16 protein-coding genes, 1 other RNA gene and 1 riboswitch are annotated in these 15,602 nt (G+C 63.6%); of the genes, 9 read left to right on the top strand and 8 right to left on the bottom strand.

Going from position 1 to position 15,602, the window contains the following annotated elements; translation table 11 throughout:
• The first annotated feature begins 307 nt into the window (after positions 1-307).
• From cobU to OH764_RS03565, 4 genes are all read left to right on the top strand, one after another.
• Positions 308-862, top strand: a complete 555-nt coding sequence (gene cobU, locus OH764_RS03580; protein WP_498848046.1) for a bifunctional adenosylcobinamide kinase/adenosylcobinamide-phosphate guanylyltransferase — start codon at positions 308-310, stop codon at positions 860-862.
• On the top strand, positions 862-1,797 hold the full coding sequence (cbiB, locus tag OH764_RS03575; RefSeq protein WP_498848045.1) for a CobD/CbiB family cobalamin biosynthesis protein: 936 nt from the start codon (positions 862-864) through the stop codon (positions 1,795-1,797). Before cobU ends, cbiB begins: the two co-directional genes overlap by 1 nt.
• Entirely contained in the window at positions 1,790-2,896 is a 1,107-nt protein-coding gene (gene cobD / locus OH764_RS03570; RefSeq protein WP_498848044.1) for a threonine-phosphate decarboxylase, read from the top strand. Before cbiB ends, cobD begins: the two co-directional genes overlap by 8 nt.
• A 90-nt stretch (positions 2,897-2,986) precedes the next feature.
• Positions 2,987-3,907 carry a cobalamin-binding protein gene (locus OH764_RS03565; protein WP_498848747.1) on the top strand — a complete coding sequence of 307 codons (921 nt, stop codon included), beginning with the start codon at positions 2,987-2,989 and terminating at the stop codon, positions 3,905-3,907.
• A gap of 45 nt (positions 3,908-3,952) precedes the next feature.
• Here OH764_RS03565 and cobC read toward each other — a convergent pair whose 3' ends face one another.
• Genes cobC through OH764_RS03535 form a run of 6 tightly spaced genes read right to left on the bottom strand, consistent with a single transcriptional unit; the run spans position 3,953 to position 10,324 of the window.
• Positions 3,953-4,543: an alpha-ribazole phosphatase family protein gene (cobC, locus tag OH764_RS03560; protein WP_498848043.1), complete on the bottom strand. Its 591-nt coding sequence runs from the start codon at positions 4,541-4,543 to the stop codon at positions 3,953-3,955.
• Positions 4,528-5,313, bottom strand: coding sequence for an adenosylcobinamide-GDP ribazoletransferase (locus tag OH764_RS03555; RefSeq protein ID WP_498848042.1), 786 nt, complete (start codon positions 5,311-5,313; stop codon positions 4,528-4,530). The genes cobC and OH764_RS03555 overlap by 16 nt, the downstream gene beginning before the upstream one ends.
• A 46-nt stretch (positions 5,314-5,359) precedes the next feature.
• Positions 5,360-6,421: a nicotinate-nucleotide--dimethylbenzimidazole phosphoribosyltransferase gene (gene cobT / locus OH764_RS03550; protein ID WP_498848041.1), complete on the bottom strand. Its 1,062-nt coding sequence runs from the start codon at positions 6,419-6,421 to the stop codon at positions 5,360-5,362.
• Positions 6,422-6,458: 37 nt separating this feature from the next.
• On the bottom strand, positions 6,459-7,298 hold the full coding sequence (locus tag OH764_RS03545) for an ABC transporter ATP-binding protein (protein ID WP_498848040.1): 840 nt from the start codon (positions 7,296-7,298) through the stop codon (positions 6,459-6,461).
• On the bottom strand, positions 7,295-8,353 hold the full coding sequence (locus OH764_RS03540) for a FecCD family ABC transporter permease (protein WP_498848039.1): 1,059 nt from the start codon (positions 8,351-8,353) through the stop codon (positions 7,295-7,297). The genes OH764_RS03545 and OH764_RS03540 overlap by 4 nt, the downstream gene beginning before the upstream one ends.
• Before the next feature lie 27 nt (positions 8,354-8,380).
• Positions 8,381-10,324 (bottom strand): TonB-dependent receptor family protein, encoded by a 1,944-nt coding sequence (locus tag OH764_RS03535; RefSeq protein ID WP_498848038.1) that lies wholly within the window; start codon positions 10,322-10,324, stop codon positions 8,381-8,383.
• Between the two features lie 92 nt (positions 10,325-10,416).
• A riboswitch (cobalamin riboswitch) is annotated at positions 10,417-10,696 on the bottom strand.
• 216 nt (positions 10,697-10,912) lie between these two features.
• Here OH764_RS03535 and OH764_RS03530 point away from each other — a divergent pair.
• The 5 genes from OH764_RS03530 (at position 10,913) to OH764_RS03510 (ending at position 13,397) form a co-directional block, all read left to right on the top strand.
• Entirely contained in the window at positions 10,913-11,269 is a 357-nt protein-coding gene (locus OH764_RS03530; RefSeq protein ID WP_027775693.1) for an ATPase, read from the top strand.
• On the top strand, positions 11,266-11,580 hold the full coding sequence (locus OH764_RS03525; protein ID WP_020065163.1) for a cell division protein ZapA: 315 nt from the start codon (positions 11,266-11,268) through the stop codon (positions 11,578-11,580). The genes OH764_RS03530 and OH764_RS03525 overlap by 4 nt, the downstream gene beginning before the upstream one ends.
• Positions 11,581-11,742: 162 nt before the next feature.
• A non-coding RNA gene (ssrS, locus tag OH764_RS03520) (6S RNA) lies at positions 11,743-11,924 on the top strand.
• 82 nt (positions 11,925-12,006) lie between these two features.
• Entirely contained in the window at positions 12,007-12,465 is a 459-nt protein-coding gene (locus tag OH764_RS03515; protein WP_498848037.1) for an EVE domain-containing protein, read from the top strand.
• Positions 12,466-12,668: 203 nt separating this feature from the next.
• On the top strand, positions 12,669-13,397 hold the full coding sequence (locus OH764_RS03510; protein WP_498848036.1) for an SIMPL domain-containing protein: 729 nt from the start codon (positions 12,669-12,671) through the stop codon (positions 13,395-13,397).
• A gap of 90 nt (positions 13,398-13,487) precedes the next feature.
• On the opposite strand, the gene lgt is transcribed toward OH764_RS03510, so the two are convergent.
• Both lgt and OH764_RS03500 read right to left on the bottom strand, forming a co-directional pair.
• Positions 13,488-14,387, bottom strand: coding sequence for a prolipoprotein diacylglyceryl transferase (lgt, locus tag OH764_RS03505; RefSeq protein ID WP_020065160.1), 900 nt, complete (start codon positions 14,385-14,387; stop codon positions 13,488-13,490).
• 113 nt (positions 14,388-14,500) lie between these two features.
• The gene (locus tag OH764_RS03500) at positions 14,501-15,481 is read right to left on the bottom strand and encodes a LysR family transcriptional regulator (RefSeq protein ID WP_498848035.1); all 981 of its coding nucleotides are present in this window, start codon (positions 15,479-15,481) and stop codon (positions 14,501-14,503) included.
• Positions 15,482-15,602 lie beyond the last annotated feature (121 nt).

The raw sequence follows: 15,602 nt of genomic DNA, 5'->3' as shown, positions 1-15,602 counted from the left end.
AATGGATGGTCACTGAAATGTCGGACTTGGCGAAGGAAAGGACGATTAAAGCGGCAGACGAACACAAGAGGCGAACGACAGGCAGACAGCGCGCCCGCGCCCAGCTGAGCGAGAGTCGAACGCCAATAACGCAGGGACGACCGCGGCAACCGGAGCAACAGAATATGGTCACGAATCGCAGCCAGGAATCACATTCGCCATCAGCGGTAACCGCCGCTGCCTGGCATTAGTATCCACCACCCTTGCTCGCCAACCGCGGCATTATCCCATCGCGCCGGCCCGCGCTGCACGCCGGTACAATCACGCGATGATTTCCCGCGACCTCACCTTCGTTCTCGGCGGCGCGCGCTCAGGCAAGAGCGTGCACGCCGAGCAGCTTGCCGCCCAAAGCGCGCTGCCCGTGACCTACATCGCCACGGCACGCGTGACCGCCGACGCCGAATTCACCGCGCGTATCGCGCATCATCGTGCGCGGCGCCCCGCACACTGGCATTTGCTCGAAGCAGACGTCGATCTCGCCGCCGCCATCGCTCAAGCCGACGCGCCAGGGCATTGCACGCTGATCGACTGCCTGACGCTATGGCTCGCCAACCTGCTGTGTCCCGCCGATGCCGACGGCCTGCCGCCCGATCAATATCGAATCCGCCTTGAAGAACTGGAAGCCGCGCTTGCCAATGCTCGCGGCAAAATCATCGCCGTCAGCAACGAAATCGGCCTCGGCGTGGTACCGCTCGGCGCGGCGACGCGTCTTTACGTCGACGAACTCGGGCGGCTGAATCAGCGCGTCGCGGCGCTCTCCACGCAGGCCACCATGATGGTCGCGGGCCTGCCGCTCGCGCTCAAAACCACGGGCGGCGCTTGATGCTCTCGCTTCCTCTTGTCGTGACACTCGCGACTGCGGGCGTGGCCGTCGACCGCTGGTTCGGCGAGCCGAGCGGCGCGCATCCGCTGGTGGCTTTCGGCAAATGGGCGGCGCGTCTTGAAGCGCATTACAACCGCGGACGGCGCTTGCGGCTCAAGGGGCTGCTCGCATGGTCGCTTGCCGTGTTGCCGCCGGTGCTGGTGGCCTGGTGGCTCGTCGCCGTGCTGCCGTTTTTCGCGGCCTGCGCAGTGCACATTGCCTTGCTGTGGTTCGCGCTCGGGGCCCGCAGCCTGCACGACCATATCGAGCCCATCGCGCGGGCGCTCGCGCATCGCGATCTCGCGGAAGCACGCCTGCTGACGGCGCGGATCGTCTCACGCGAAACGGCCAATGCCGATGAAGCCGCACTTTCCCGCGCCGCCGTCGAATCGGCACTCGAAAACGGCAATGACGCGATCTTCGGCGCGCTCTTCTGGTTCGCGATCGCGGGCGGTCCGGGCGCGCTCGGATTTCGCCTCGCCAACACCCTCGATGCGATGTGGGGTTACCGCACCCCACGCTATCTGCGCTTCGGCTGGGCGGCCGCGCGACTGGACGACGTGCTCAACTGGATTCCCGCACGCCTCACCGCCGCGAGCTATGCGCTGCTCGGCGACACGCGCACCGCGTGGCGTTGCTGGCGCGAGCAGGCGCCGCGTTGGGACAGTCCGAACGCGGGGCCGGTCATGGCCTCGGGCGCCGGCAGTCTGAACGTGCTGATCGGCGGTCCCGCGGTCTATAACGGTGCGCTCGAACATCGGCCCACGCTCGGCTTCGGGCATCCCGCGAAGGCCGCTCACATAACGGCCGCGCTCATGCTGGTCGAGCGTACGGTGATTTTGTGGCTCGCCGTGCTGATCGTGCTGGCCTTGCTGAGCGTGCCCTTGCATGTCTGAACGAATGGACGAGCTGCGCTCACTTCAACATATCGACGAGCCGGGGCACGCCGGTGAAGCGCCGGCGGCATGCGCGTCATCCAGTGCAACGATCGTGCACGGCGGTAATCTGCACGAAGCGGCAGAGCGCTACCGCATTCCATACGCGCAGTGGCTCGATCTTTCGACGGGAATCAATCCGCACGGCTATCCGGTGCCGCCCGTTCCCGCCGACGCCTGGCGCCGCCTGCCCGATGAAGGCGACGACCTCGCCGACTGCGCCGCGCGCTACTACGGCGCGCCGGACGCGGCGCATGTGTTGCCGGTAGCGGGGAGCCAGGCGGCGATTCGCGCGTTGCCGGCGTTGCTGCCGCGCGCGGTAGCCGGCGTCGCGCCGCTGACCTATAGCGAATACGCGCCGGCATTCGAGCGGGCCGGACATCGCGTGGTGCCGCTCGACGTTTCGTGGGATGTTCTGCCCGATTCGCTCACGCATGTGGCGGTCGTGAATCCGAACAATCCGACCGCCGGGCATCTGGGCGCTTCGAAGCTGCTCGCCTGGCACGCGCAATTGAGCGCGCGGGGCGGCACCCTGCTCGTCGACGAAGCCTTCGCGGATGCGATGCCCGACGCTTCGCTTGCGGCCTTTACGGATCGCGACGGTCTGATCGTGTTGCGTTCACCGGGGAAGTTCTTTGGACTTGCGGGCGTGCGCGCCGGTTTCGTGCTTGCCGCGCCCGCGCTGCTCGACAGCTTGCGCCGCGTGCTCGGCGCGTGGACCGTCAGCGGTCCTGCGCGTCATGCAGTGAAGGCAGCGCTGCTGGACCACGACTGGCAACAGCAGATGCGCACACGGCTCGAAGCGGACAGCGCGCGCCTCGTCGATCTGCTGCAAGTTCATGGCATTCGTACGCGCAGCACGCCGCTCTTCGCCTGGACCGACGATCCACGTGCCGCAGCCCTGCACGAGGCATTGGCCACGCGCGGCGTGTGGACGCGGCTTTTCGCATCGTCAGGCAGCGTCCGTTTCGGTTTGCCCGCGAGCGAAGACGAGTGGGCGCGTCTCGCCCACACCTTGCGCGCGGCAGTCGAAACGATTCACGCAACGCGACCGGCCTGACCCGCTGACGAGCGCAAACCCTGCCCACATCGCCTTGAAACGCAGGGCAGCGCATCGATCCACCCAACGCAAAACCCGATGTTCGACCCAATGAATTTGTCCGCACGATCGCTCCGCCCCGCTCTCGCCGTCATGCTGCTCGCCATCGCGTTGCGCGCGCAAGCGGGCATCGCCGTGACCGACGACACGGGCGCCGTGCTCACGCTGCCCGCACCCGCGCAACGCGTAATCAGCCTTGCGCCGCATGTCACCGAAATGCTCTACGCGGCCGGCGGCGGCGCGAAAATAGTAGGTGCCGTGTCGTACAGCGACTATCCGCCGGAGGCGCGACAACTGCCGCGCGTGGGTGACAACAAGTCGCTCGATCTCGAACGCATCGTCGCGTTGAAGCCCGACCTTATCGTGGTGTGGCGGCACGGTAACGCACAGCGCCAGCTCGATCGTCTGCGCGAATTGCACATACCGTTGTTCTTCAGCGAGCCGCATCATCTCGACGATGTCGCCGTCTCGTTGACGAAGCTCGGCGAATTGCTCGGCACCTCGTCTACCGCGGATGCAGCCGCCGCCGCATATCGTCGGGACATTGCGCGCCTGCACGCGCAGTATGCTGACCGGCCAGCCGTCAGCGTGTTCTATCAGGTGTGGGATCAACCGTTGATGACGCTCAACGGGGAGCATATGGTCAGCGACGTTATCGAGCTATGCGGCGGACGCAACGTGTTCGCGAAACTGCAACCGCTCGTGCCCACCGTTTCGACCGAAGCCGTGCTCGCAGCGAATCCGCAGGCAATCGTCACGGCAGCGCCCGGTGCGACGAAACCCGACACGACCTTGCCTCAACTCGGCGCTTGGCGCGCGTGGCCGCGTCTGTCGGCGGTGGCGAATAACAATCTGTTTTCGATCGACGGCGATCTCATCAACCGCCCCGCGCCGCGCATCGCGCTAGGGGCGAAGCAGATGTGCGAGGACCTGGATCTCGCTCGCTCGCGCGTCAGGCAAAGCGCGCAATAACGGGCTTAACGTGCATTAACGCCTGAGCCTGATGCGCCCTCAGGCTCACGCGTTCCACTTCACGAGCGACCACTGTTGACTCTCGTCGCCGCGGCGCAGCCAGACGATGTTGGCGGTCTCCAGCGACCATCGCAAGCAACGTTCGAGCGGCACGTCGAGCGCTAACGACGCAATCGCGCGCATCACGCCCGCATGCGTGACGACATAAGCCGGCGATAGCTCGCGCGTCTGCGCGTACGCGTCGAACCATGCGCGCACCCGCATGACGAACTGCGCGACGCTCTCGCCACCATGCGCGCGTGCATGTTCGAAGTTGGACGCCCAGTCGTCGAGCAGTTCGCGATCGATCGCGTCCCAGCGCCGCTCTTCCCAATCGCCGAAATCCATTTCCTTCAGACGATCGTCGTGGCTGAGCACGCAGCCGAAGTCGTTCGCCATTTCAACGGCGAGCGCCGAGCAGCGCGTCAGCGGGCTGGACATCACGACGCGTGGCGCCGGCACCTGCAAGCTTGCGAGTCTCAAAGCAAGTGCCGCGGACGACACGTCGGCCGCCTCGGCGAGCGCCACATCGCTGTGGCCATAGCAAACGCCCGCGTCGAGTGCGACGGCGGGATGGCGAATCATGACGATATCCATGCGAGCCCTAAGAGATAGATGCCCAGTTCAAAGATCTGTTGCGCAAAGCCGAGACAATCGCCGGTGTAGCCGCCAATGCGCTTCACGAAATAGCAGCCCATTGTGAACCGCAACGCAAGCAGCATCGCGAGCGCCGAGCCCGCGAACCGCCAGTCGGCCGCGAGCCACCCGCGAGGTCCGTCCGGCCACAACAGCCACGGCAATCCGAACGCGGCGGCGAATAACAGTGCTGTGCCGCTCAGGCGCTGCGCGACGGGCTTCGCTTTGCCCTCGGCGCGCACATAGTCGAGCGTGCACAGATAGCTGATCGCGCAGGCACGGCTTGCCGCATGAGCCGCAACCATCAGGCTTGCGGCGCGCAGCGGCGGCATTGAAGCGAGCGTCTGCCACTTGAGAACAAGCGCCACGACAAGCGCAATCGCACCAAAAGCGCCAATGCGCGAATCGTGCATGATGCGTAATGCATCGTCACGCGTATAGGCGCCACCGAACGCATCGACGCAATCGGCGAGGCCGTCCTCGTGGAATGCGCCCGTTATCAATAGCGACGACGCCATCGACAACAACACCGCAACGCCCGCTGGAAAGACACGCAATGCCGCGAGATAGACAAGCGCGCTGATGCCGCCGACCAACACGCCGACCAGCGGAAAATAGCGCGCCGCCGCGTTCAGATAGTGCGGTTCATAGCCGACCCAGCGCGGCACGGGTACACGTGTGAAGTAACCCAGCGCCGTAAAAAAGTAGCGCAATTCGGCCAGCGGTTTCATATATGGCTTGCGTGCTCGTTGACTGAAAAGCGAAGTTCGGCGCGGGTCACGCTTCGCGGTTCGCTACACCGGCCGATTCGAAGCTCGCCATCTCGTTGATGAACGCGCAGGCCGCCCGCAGCAACGGCACCGCGAGCGCCGCACCGGTGCCTTCGCCGAGCCGCATGTCAAGCGACAGCAGCGGCTGTGCGCCGAAATAGTCGAGCATGCGCCGATGTCCCGCCTCGTTCGACGCGTGCGCGAACACGCAATATTCGCGCACGTCGGGCGCAATCGCGTCCGCGATCAACAGCGCTGAACTGGCGATGAAGCCGTCGACCAGAATCGTCATTCGTGCTTGCGCTGCGGCGAGATAGGCGCCGGCCATCATCGCGATTTCGAAGCCGCCGAAGGTTGCGAGCACATCGAGAGGAGCGGTGGATGCGTCGTGATGCGCAAGCGCCGCTGCAAGCACGCTGCGCTTTTTAGCGAGCCCGGCGTCGTCCAGACCGGTGCCGCGGCCCACGCATTCGTCGATCGGCACGCCGCAGATGCGGCTCATCAGACACGCCGCCGCCGATGTGTTGGCAATGCCCATTTCGCCGAAGCCGATCACGTTGCTGCCAAGCGCAGCGTGATGCCGCACGCGCGACGCGCCGGCTTGCATCGCGGAGAGCGCCTGCTCGTGCGTCATCGCAGGTTCGTGCGCAAAGTTGCGCGTGCCCGGGCCGACCGGAATGTCGACGAGGCCATCGGTGCGCGGCAACGGCGTCGCGATACCCGCATTGACCACTTCGAGTTCGATGCCCGCGACGCGGCTCAATGCATTGACTGCCGCGCCGCCCGCGAGAAAATTCGCGACCATCTGCGCGGTCACCGCTTGCGGATAGGGGCTGACGCCTTCGGCCGCAATGCCGTGGTCGCCAGCGAACACGATCAGCGCGGGACGCTGGACGGCCGGATGCGTAGTGCGCTGAATCAGGCCCATCTGACGCGCGAGCGTTTCGAGCCGGCCGAGACTGCCGGGCGGCTTCGTCTTCGTGTCGATGACGTGCTGAAGCTCGCTGCCTAACGTCTGTTCGAGCGGTTCTACCTGGGGCAATCCGGACAAGCTTGGCGAGGAGGTCATGAGTTTCGTGAAGATAAAAGATGTTCAGTTCTGAGCGTCAGCTTGACGACGTGTCATGGTTCGAAGCGGATTCGTGACGCGAGCGCGGCGCGGGAATGAGCGCCTCGTGTTCGCCGTCGCGAATCAGGATCAACGGATAGCCGAATACGCGGCTCGTCAACGCAGGCGTCAGTACCTCGTGCACACGCCCCGCGTAGGCGGCGCCCGCACCGTCGAGCAGCAGCGCGTGCGTCGCGAACCGGCGCGCGAGGTTCAGGTCGTGACAGGAAAACAGCAGGGTCCGCGTCGGCTCACGCGTCCATTCGCAGAGCGCTTCCAGGCACTCGATCTGATGATGCAGGTCCAGATGCGACAAAGGTTCGTCGAGCAGAAGGAGCGGCGCTTGCTGACACAGCACCGCTGCGAGCGCCACGCGCTGACGTTCGCCGCCGGAAAGCGACAGCACGTCTCGCGCGGCTAATGCGGTGAGCCCCAGCAAGTCCAGCGCGGCACGCGCGGCCTCGCGATCGCCCTCGCCTTCCCAACCCCAGCCGGTCAAATGCGGAAAGCGGTTGAGCATAACGATGTCGAGCACGCTCGCGCTGAATGCATCGGGCGCGCTTTGCGGCATCAACGCGCGGCGCTGGGCGAGTTGCCGCGTGTGCCAGGCGGACATGCGCACACCGTCGAGTTCCACGTGCCCAGCCGAGGGTTCGCGCAAACCCGCGAGCGTGGATAAGAGTGTCGTCTTGCCGGCACCGTTCGGGCCCGCCACGCACCAGATCTCGCCCGGATAAAACGTATGCGTGAACGCGTCGAGCAACGTGCGCGCGCCCGCACGCAAGCTCACGCGTTGTGCGCTGAGCGTGGGCTGCGCGAGGTTGTTAGTGGGCATCATCGGCGGGCGCGCAGCAGCATCCAGAGAAACACCGGAACGCCGATGATCGACGTGATCAGGCCGACCGGCAGTTGTGCCGGCGCGATCACAAGCCGCGCAATCAGATCGGTGCCCATCACCGCCACCCCGCCGCCGAGAGCCGCGGCGGGCAGCAGCATACGTTGGTCGTTGCCGAACGCGAGCCGCAACATATGCGGCACCACGAGCCCGACAAAGCCGATGGTGCCCGCCGTCGTCACAGCCGCTGCGGCGGCGAGCGAGGCCGCAAGATACACGCGCAGCCGCAGCGGCATGACCGCAACGCCCAATGCTTGCGCGGCAGCGTCGCCTCGCAACAGTACATTCAGGCGCGGCGCAACGGGCACGATGGCGATCAGCACGACGACCAGCGCGACGAGCGCGGTCCACGGCAGCGCATTGCCATTGAGGTCGCCGGTCAGCCAGAACAACATGCCGCGCAGACGACTGTCCGGCGCAAGATTGAGCAGCAAGGTAATCAGCGCGCCCCAGCCTGCCGCGATGACGGCGCCAGTCAGAAGCAGGCGCGGCGACGTGTCCTGCGGTTCGCCGCGCCACAACTCGCGACGCGCGAGGCCGAGCACGAGAAGAATAGACACGAATGCGCCCGCGAATGCCGACGCATCGACGAGCCACCACGCGCAACCGGCGATCATTGCGACGAGCGCAAAAGTTGCGGCGCCGCCCGATACGCCTAATACATAGGGCTCAGCAAGCGGATTGCGCAACAACACCTGCAGCAGCGCGCCAGCCAATGCGAGCAATGCGCCGCAAGCAAAACCGGCCAGCGCGCGAGGCAAACGCAGCGTGCGCACGATCTCGCCGGCGAGATCGGCAGAGTTCGCGTCAGACGCGCCCGCATGCAGCGGCGAAAGCGCCTCGATCACGCGCGCGGGCGCGAGCGCCACACTGCCCAATGCGAGCGACGCCATCAGTACAGCAAGCGCGGCGACAGCAAGCACGAGCCAGATCGCGGCGGCGCGCTTCGCAGTCATCGCGTGAAGGGTGGCGGGCATCGAAGCTTGATGACGGCTCATCGGCGCGTTCCTATGACGGCACGGGCATCACTGCTGCTGCCAGCCGACCGTGACATATGCACCGCGCCCCGGCGAGTTATACGAGTAGACCGTTTCATAGTCCTTGTTGAACACGTTCTGGATTTGCGCGGCTACGTACCATGCCTTCGTGACGTTGTAGCGCGCAGCCAGGTTGACGACACCGTAGCCGCCGAGCTTGCCGCTGCTGTCTTCGCGCGGACCGCTCACGATCCACTCACCGCCCACGCGCCATCCTGCAATACTGCGATTCACCGTCAGCGACGCGAAACGCCGCGCTCGCCGTACAAGGTCGGTATCGTTGTCGAGGTCGACCGGATTTTGCAGCGTCAGCGACGCGCGCACGTCGGTCTTTCCGACATGTCCGCTCCACGATCCTTCGAGGCCTTGCACTTTTGCATGGCCCACGTTTTCGGCCAGATAGATCCCCGGCGTCACCTGCTCATAGTCGATCAGATTCGAATAACGCGTCTGGAAAGCACTCAAACGCATCACACCGAGCGCATTGGATGCGTACTGCAACGCTGCTTCGATCGAATGGCTGCGCTCCGGCTGGATGGACGGATTCCCGCTCAGCGGATAGTACAGATCGTCGAAGCTCGGCGCGCGAAACGAACTCGAATAGCTTGCGCTTAGCTTCCAGCGCGACGTGATGTCGAAGCCATAGCCGAGATAGTAACTGTTCGCTCCGCCGAAATCGGAGTACTGGTCGTGCCGCAGGTTAGCCTGGATCTGGTTGCGCCCGAAGCGTGCCGTATATCCGGCGAAGCCCGAGTCGACATGACGAGTGGGCGCGGCAAACGTATCGGAGTCGAGACTCTGGTCCAGATGCTCGTAGCCGACCTGCAGCTTCTGCTGCGCGGCCAGCGCGAAATCGTTTTGCCAGGTGTACTGGCGATTGTCGGTGTCGAAGCGACCGTTATACAGACCGTTGGTATTCGACACGCTGCGGTCGTCGCCTTGCGCAACGATAAAGTGCGTGGTCCACCAGTCGGTTAGCTTGCCGTTAGCGAAGGCGGACAACTGACGCACTTTCGTGTACAGATTATTCAGATCGGTCGGCTCGCCGTATGCATTGTCGTAGCTGTTGTTGCCGTTCGACTGGAGATAGCGGACGCCCGCGTCCCACTTGTCGGTGAATTGATGGCGCAGCGAAGCGGAGACGCTCTCGTTCAGATAGCCGTTCGCATTGGGGTTCGCATTCGGCGCCTCACGAGGATTGAGCGCGGAAAAACCGTCGTCTTTCGAACGCGCGAGTGAGATGTTGAAGGTCGTGCGGCCGTCCTTATCCAACGCGCCGTTCGCGCCTACCTGTTGCGTCTGCGTGTGGTAGCTGCCGTAGCCCACGGAAAAATTGAAACGCGGCGGATGATCGCCGCCGTCTTTCGTGAACACCTGGACCACGCCTCCGATCGCGCCCGAGCCATACAAAGCCGACACGTTGCCGTTCACTACTTCGACGTGGTCGACCTGATCGAGCGGAATCTGCGCGATTTGCGCTGTGCCGAGACTCACGGAATCGACGCGCACACCGTCGATGAGAATCAGCGATTGCGTCGACGACGCGCCGCGCAAATACAGGCTCGCTGTCGAACCGGGCCCACCCGTGCGCGAGATTTGCGCGCCAGGCGCGAGTTGCAGCAGACCCGGCAGATCGGTTGCGGTGGTATCGGCAATGTCCTGCTGATCGAATAGCGACGTTTGCGGGATCGTGTCGGCAAGCGCTTGAGGTCCGCGCTCGGCGGTGACGACGACGGGAGACAAAACAGCAGGTGAAGAATCGGCGATTGGGATGGATGCAGCGCTTGTAGCGACAGGCGGGAGCGGTGCGAGCGGCGCGGCCTGTGCGACTGCAACCGACGGCGCAGGCGAACTGTCGGCGGCTTGCGCATGCGCGAGCTGCGGCAGCCCTGCAAATGCGAGCAGCGCCGCGCGGGCGATAGGGGACAGCATGAGTGAAGTTTCCCGTGGATGGCGTGCGCGGCCCGCTTCCCCGCAGGCCGTCGCGTAACGAGGCGCGAGCGCTTTTGACATCATTTCGCGGGCGCGCGCCTCTCCCTCTGGCCGGTATCCGGGCTGACGACGCTCGATCCCGCCTTCCCACGCGTGACGCGCAGTGGCACACTCGCATGTTGAACCGGAACACGCGATGGGGATCGAACTGCAAACGCGAACTGCAAAGCACGAAGTGCAAAGCGAATGCGGTCGCTTACCGTTGCGGGGGCAGCGCAGGTTCGCGCGTTCAGGTGAACGGCGCGCCCTGCTTCCCGTTTAACTGCACGCGCAATGAATTGCGCGCGGGGCACCAGAGTGCGGCCAGTGTATGAGCGCCCTCGGGGCCAGTCAAGAATGCGGGTCACGACAGCGATGATTCGGACAGGAGCAGAGTATTGTCCGACGCGATCTGTGACACACGAGTACTTTTCATCTTCAGTCGAAAAAAGCCTGCATAAAGCGGTGTTGTTACGTCTCGAAACGAGACAAATGTCGGAACGTGCGGCATTCCGCGCTAAAATGCGAGGTCTTTAGAGGACGCAGCACATGCTCACCGAACTCGAAACACTCTCACAGAATATCGGCAAGCTGATAGCGATCAGCCAGCGCCACAACGAAGCGCGCGTTGCGCTTGAAGAGCAACTCGCCCAGTCGCGCGCAGAGGCAGAAGCCACGCGCACGGAACTTGCCATGGTGCGCGAGGAACGCGATGCACTGCAAGCGGAGCGCGACGCGCTGTCGGCCAAGATCGACGACGCTCAAGTGCGGCTCAATGCGATCCTCGAAAAATTGCCGCGCGCTCGCGGGCACAACGAGCCGGACAACCAGCTCGATCTGCTCGAGCCCGCTCAGCATGAAGTCGAAGCGGAGAGCGACGCCACTCGCCATGGAGAAAATGCATGACCACCAAGCAGATCGAAGTATCGATTCTCGGCGTGCCCTATCGTCTCGCCTGCTCGCCGGAAACGGAAGGAGCGCTGCTCGAAGCAGTCGCACGAGTCGACGCTGAAATGTCGAAGATCCGCAATAACAGCAACGTGCGCGGCACGGATCGTATTGCTGTCATGGCCGCGCTGTCGCTGGCATCGGAACTGCTTAAGCTGCAATCGAGCGTGCGTCACGGAGAAGCATTTCCCGCTGAAGAAATCCGGCGTACAATGCATCAAATGAACGAACAACTGGGTACTGTGATCGAGCAGTACACCATGCAGTAAGCAGCAGGTTTGCAACGTATCTGGAAGTAGAAGTGGCCGGTCTTCGGGTCGGCTGCAAATTCAACCAGATGCTACAGGTAGTAGCTGAGCAAAGCGCGTGAGAGCATGCACGAGCACACTCGGCAAACGTTTCACCTGAATGGTTTTAGCTTCACCGGTTTAGCTTCCCTGCCTGGTTCGCCAAGGTCATATATTCCTTGAACCAATGCCATGTGCACGGTTGCGGAAATTTGTAGCACGGGCGTGCGCGTCACTCTGTCTGATGTACCCGAAGTGCTGCTAACTGCGACCAATTCTGAACCCCCGGTTCAGGATGCCGGCCTAGCGGCCAAGGCGGGGACCTTATTTGGAACGGCATCGGACTTCTGTCCGATGCCGTTTTTGTTTGGGCTCCGGCTTTTCCAACCTTAACGCTCCCTTCGATTCATGCGCTACTGGCTAATGAAGTCCGAACCGGACGAAGCAAGCATCGACCATCTTGCCAACGCACCGCACCGTACGTTGCCGTGGACCGGTGTGCGCAACTATCAGGCGCGCAACTTCATGCGCGATGGGATGCAGGTCGGCGACGGCGTGCTGTTCTATCACTCGAGTTGTCCCGAGCCTGGCATCGCCGGGATCGCCGAGGTAGCGTCTACCGCTTACCCGGACCCGACTCAGTTCGACAAGAAGAGTCCTTACTACGACCCCAAGTCTTCGCAGGAAACGCCGCGCTGGCTGCTCGTCGACGTCGTCTTCAAGAAGAAGATTCCGTTGATTCCGCTCGCCGCATTGCGCGAGCACGAAGAGCTGAAAGACATGCGCGTGCTGGCGAGAGGCAACCGTCTGTCCATCACGCCCGTCACCGAAGCCGAGTGGCGCTTCATCACGAAGCGACTCGCCTGAGTTCGCCTATGCTCGCTGCAACGGCGCCGCGAACGATGTGGCCCACCGGTGCTCATCGCACGGTTAAATTGGGGAACCAAGCTCAGGTTACAAGCGCCTAACGCACTTGCAAACGGACTACCAGCGGCGCACACAGCGCCGTGCCGTTGCATCGCGCCTGCCGGATCGTGCGCAATCCTGTTCAAGCAAGGAGTTCCACACAGATGAAAACCACCGCACGTGCACTCGCTTTCGCGCTCGTCTGCGCCGCGCCTGCAGCCCTCGTGCTCACGCCCGCTATGGCACGCGCGCAGAGCGTCGCGCCCTATCAACCGGCCGGCGTGCTGTCGCTGAACGCGCAGGCCAGCGCGGAAGTGCCTCAAGACGTCGTCGAAATCACGCTCTTTTACGAGCAGGAAGCGAGCGATCCGTCGGCTCTTACGTCAACGCTAAACCAGCGCGCCGATTCGGCATTGCAAAAAGCCAAAGGCGTGAGCGGCGTGACGGCACGCACCGGTTCGTTCTCGATTTATCCGTCTACCGATCGTGATGGCCGTATCTCCGCATGGCGCGGCCGCACGGAGGTCGTGCTCGAATCGCACGACTTCGCTGCGGCGTCGAAGCTTGCGGGGCAAATGGCGCCCATCATGCAGGTCGGCAATGTCCAGTTCTCGCTGTCGCCTGCGGCGCAGCGCGCCGCTGAACAAAAGCTGACTGGCGATGCAATCAAATCGTTCCGTGAGCAGGCGGCGGCGTCCGCGCAGGCGTTCGGCTACAGCGGTTATTCGATTCGTGAGGTCAACGTCGGACATAACGGCGCCATGCCGCGGCCTGTCATGATGATGAGCGCGCGCGCCATGGGCGCCGACGCCAAGATGTCGGCCCCTGTGCCGATTGAAGGCGGCACGTCGACGGTAACGGTGAATGTGTCGGGCTCGGTGCAGATGAAGTAACGCGCGGTCAACCTGCTGCCCCATGTGGCGGCAAAAGAAAAACGCCACGGCATGCCGTGGCGTTTTTTATTCAGAACACAACGTGCCGCGCTACGGCAGCGCGTGCGCCGGTTCACCGGGGCTGCGACGATACGACCACACGAGCATCGCAATGCCAACGAGGATCATCGGCAAGGAAAGCCATTGGCCCATGGAGAGACCCATGGCGAGCAGGCCCAGGAAGTCGTCCGGCTCACGTGCGAATTCGACCGTGAAACGCGCGAGGCCATAACCAATCAGGAACACCGCCGAAATAGCGCCGAGCGGCCTTGGCTTACGCGAGAAGAAGAACAGTACGAAGAACAGCGCGACGCCCTCGAGCGCGATCTCATACAGCTCTGACGGGTGACGCGGCAACATGTGATATTGCGCGAACACCTCGTTCAGCTTCCATTGCGCGGCCAGTTGCGGATGCGCGGCGAGCCACGCCGCATCGTCGGGTGCGGCGCCTGGAAAGAGCATCGCCCACGGCGCCGACGGATCGGTCACGCGCCCCCACAACTCACCGTTGATGAAGTTGCCGAGACGCCCTGCCGCTAGTCCCGTCGGCACCATCGGCGCGACGAAGTCGGTGACTTGCAGCCACGAGCGTTTGCGCTGGTAGGCGAACAGCACCATGGCGAGCGTCACGCCGAGGAAGCCGCCGTGAAACGACATGCCGCCTTCCCACACCTTGAAGATGTCGAGCGGATGCGCGAAATAAAAGCTCGCTTTATAGAACAGCACGTAGCCGAGCCGGCCTCCGAGAATCGTGCCGAGCACGCCGTAAAACAGCATGTCGTCGATATCTTTGGGCGTCCAGCCTTGCGCCGCGACGAACGGCAAACGCAGCCGCAGCCGGCCGACGACGATCGCCGCGATGAACGCGACGAGGTACATCAGTCCATACCAGCGCACGGCGAGCGGCCCCAGATGAATGGCAACGGGGTCGAAATTCGGGTGAATGAGCATCGTGTTGTTATGGGCAGTTCGGGTTCAAAAACTAGTTTGTATCGATAAGGCGCGGCTTGCGCCGTCTGCATTGGACGGCTGCGCATGCAATGCGTTCGCCGCAGTCACGTTAATTACGGTATGCGGGCAGCTTGCGCATCGACACTCGCCGCATGCGCCCGCACGATTTCGATGAAGCCCGCCAGCACCGGACTCACTTTCGCGGTTCGCCACACGAGCCCGGTTTCGATAGCGGGCACCGACTCGGACAACGGCCGGTACACGACGCCGGTCCGGCGCAGGTTACGCAACGATTGCGGCACGAGTGCGACACCCATGCCGGCCGACACGAGGCTCACGATGGTCTGCATCTGGATCGCCTCCTGCCCGACCCGCGGCTGAAGCCCCGCCACGCCGTAGCAATCCATAATGATGTCATAAAAGCCTGGCGCCAAACGTCTTGGGAAGATGACGAGCGGCGCATCGGCAAGCTCACGCAGGCTGACCGGCGTGTCGAGCCATTCCGCATGCGGGTCGCCGCGAGCGCTGCTACTGGCCGCCACGCGCGCCGCCGTGTCGGTCGACATGGCGATTACGAGCGGCTCGCGCGCGATCGGCAGCCACGAGAGCTGCGCGGCATGACGCGACGGCACGGGGGCAATCGCAAGGCCCGCGTCGATGCGCCCGGCGACGAGTTCGTCCACCTGCACGTCGCTGGTTGCTTCGGTGAGTTCAAGCCGCACGCGCGGATAACGCGCGCCGAAGTCGCGGAGCAAAAGCGGCAACAAGCCGTAGTCCGCCGTCGAAACGAATGCGAGCGACAGCACGCCCGCCTCGCCGCGCGCAAGACTCTGTGCAAGCGGCCGCAAGCCCTCCGCACCCGCCAGCAGACGTTGCACTTCCGGCAGCAGATCCGCGCCCACAGCCGTCAATTCAACGGACCGCTTGGTACGCGCGAATAGCGCCACCCCAAGCGTTTCCTCCAGCGCACGGATTGCCTGCGAGAGAGGCGGCTGGGTCATTGAAAGGCGCGCGGCCGCGCGGCCGAAGTGTTTCTCTTCGGCGACGGTCACGAAATAGCGCAGTTGACGCAGGTCGGGAGCGGCAGGCAGCATGATTAATACATTTTACGACCTATTCGGCCGTCAATAATATATTGGACACGCACACCGCAAAATTGCATTCTTGCCTGACGGGTCCGAACTACACTGGACCGACCAGCAAAACAAACAGACC

Origin of the sequence: Burkholderia sp. M6-3, assembly GCF_050858985.1 — a bacterium.
GTDB classification, from domain to species: Bacteria; Pseudomonadota; Gammaproteobacteria; order Burkholderiales; family Burkholderiaceae; genus Paraburkholderia; species Paraburkholderia caledonica.
The sequence above is the reverse complement of the archived record's forward strand: the minus strand, read 5'-3'. Positions and strand labels throughout refer to the sequence as shown.

Coding starts and splice junctions, on each gene's coding strand:
- OH764_RS03510 (WP_498848036.1), top strand. CDS start 12,669: ATGAAAACCACCGCACGTGCACTCGCTTTCGCGCTCGTCTGCGCCGCG.
- cobD (WP_498848044.1), top strand. CDS start 1,790: ATGTCTGAACGAATGGACGAGCTGCGCTCACTTCAACATATCGACGAG.
- OH764_RS03530 (WP_027775693.1), top strand. CDS start 10,913: ATGCTCACCGAACTCGAAACACTCTCACAGAATATCGGCAAGCTGATA.
- cbiB (WP_498848045.1), top strand. CDS start 862: ATGCTCTCGCTTCCTCTTGTCGTGACACTCGCGACTGCGGGCGTGGCC.
- cobU (WP_498848046.1), top strand. CDS start 308: ATGATTTCCCGCGACCTCACCTTCGTTCTCGGCGGCGCGCGCTCAGGC.
- OH764_RS03535 (WP_498848038.1), bottom strand. CDS start 10,324: ATGCTGTCCCCTATCGCCCGCGCGGCGCTGCTCGCATTTGCAGGGCTG.
- OH764_RS03545 (WP_498848040.1), bottom strand. CDS start 7,298: ATGATGCCCACTAACAACCTCGCGCAGCCCACGCTCAGCGCACAACGC.
- OH764_RS03555 (WP_498848042.1), bottom strand. CDS start 5,313: ATGAAACCGCTGGCCGAATTGCGCTACTTTTTTACGGCGCTGGGTTAC.
- cobC (WP_498848043.1), bottom strand. CDS start 4,543: ATGGATATCGTCATGATTCGCCATCCCGCCGTCGCACTCGACGCGGGC.
- OH764_RS03540 (WP_498848039.1), bottom strand. CDS start 8,353: ATGAGCCGTCATCAAGCTTCGATGCCCGCCACCCTTCACGCGATGACT.
- lgt (WP_020065160.1), bottom strand. CDS start 14,387: ATGCTCATTCACCCGAATTTCGACCCCGTTGCCATTCATCTGGGGCCG.
- OH764_RS03565 (WP_498848747.1), top strand. CDS start 2,987: ATGAATTTGTCCGCACGATCGCTCCGCCCCGCTCTCGCCGTCATGCTG.
- cobT (WP_498848041.1), bottom strand. CDS start 6,421: ATGACCTCCTCGCCAAGCTTGTCCGGATTGCCCCAGGTAGAACCGCTC.
- OH764_RS03500 (WP_498848035.1), bottom strand. CDS start 15,481: ATGCTGCCTGCCGCTCCCGACCTGCGTCAACTGCGCTATTTCGTGACC.
- OH764_RS03515 (WP_498848037.1), top strand. CDS start 12,007: ATGCGCTACTGGCTAATGAAGTCCGAACCGGACGAAGCAAGCATCGAC.
- OH764_RS03525 (WP_020065163.1), top strand. CDS start 11,266: ATGACCACCAAGCAGATCGAAGTATCGATTCTCGGCGTGCCCTATCGT.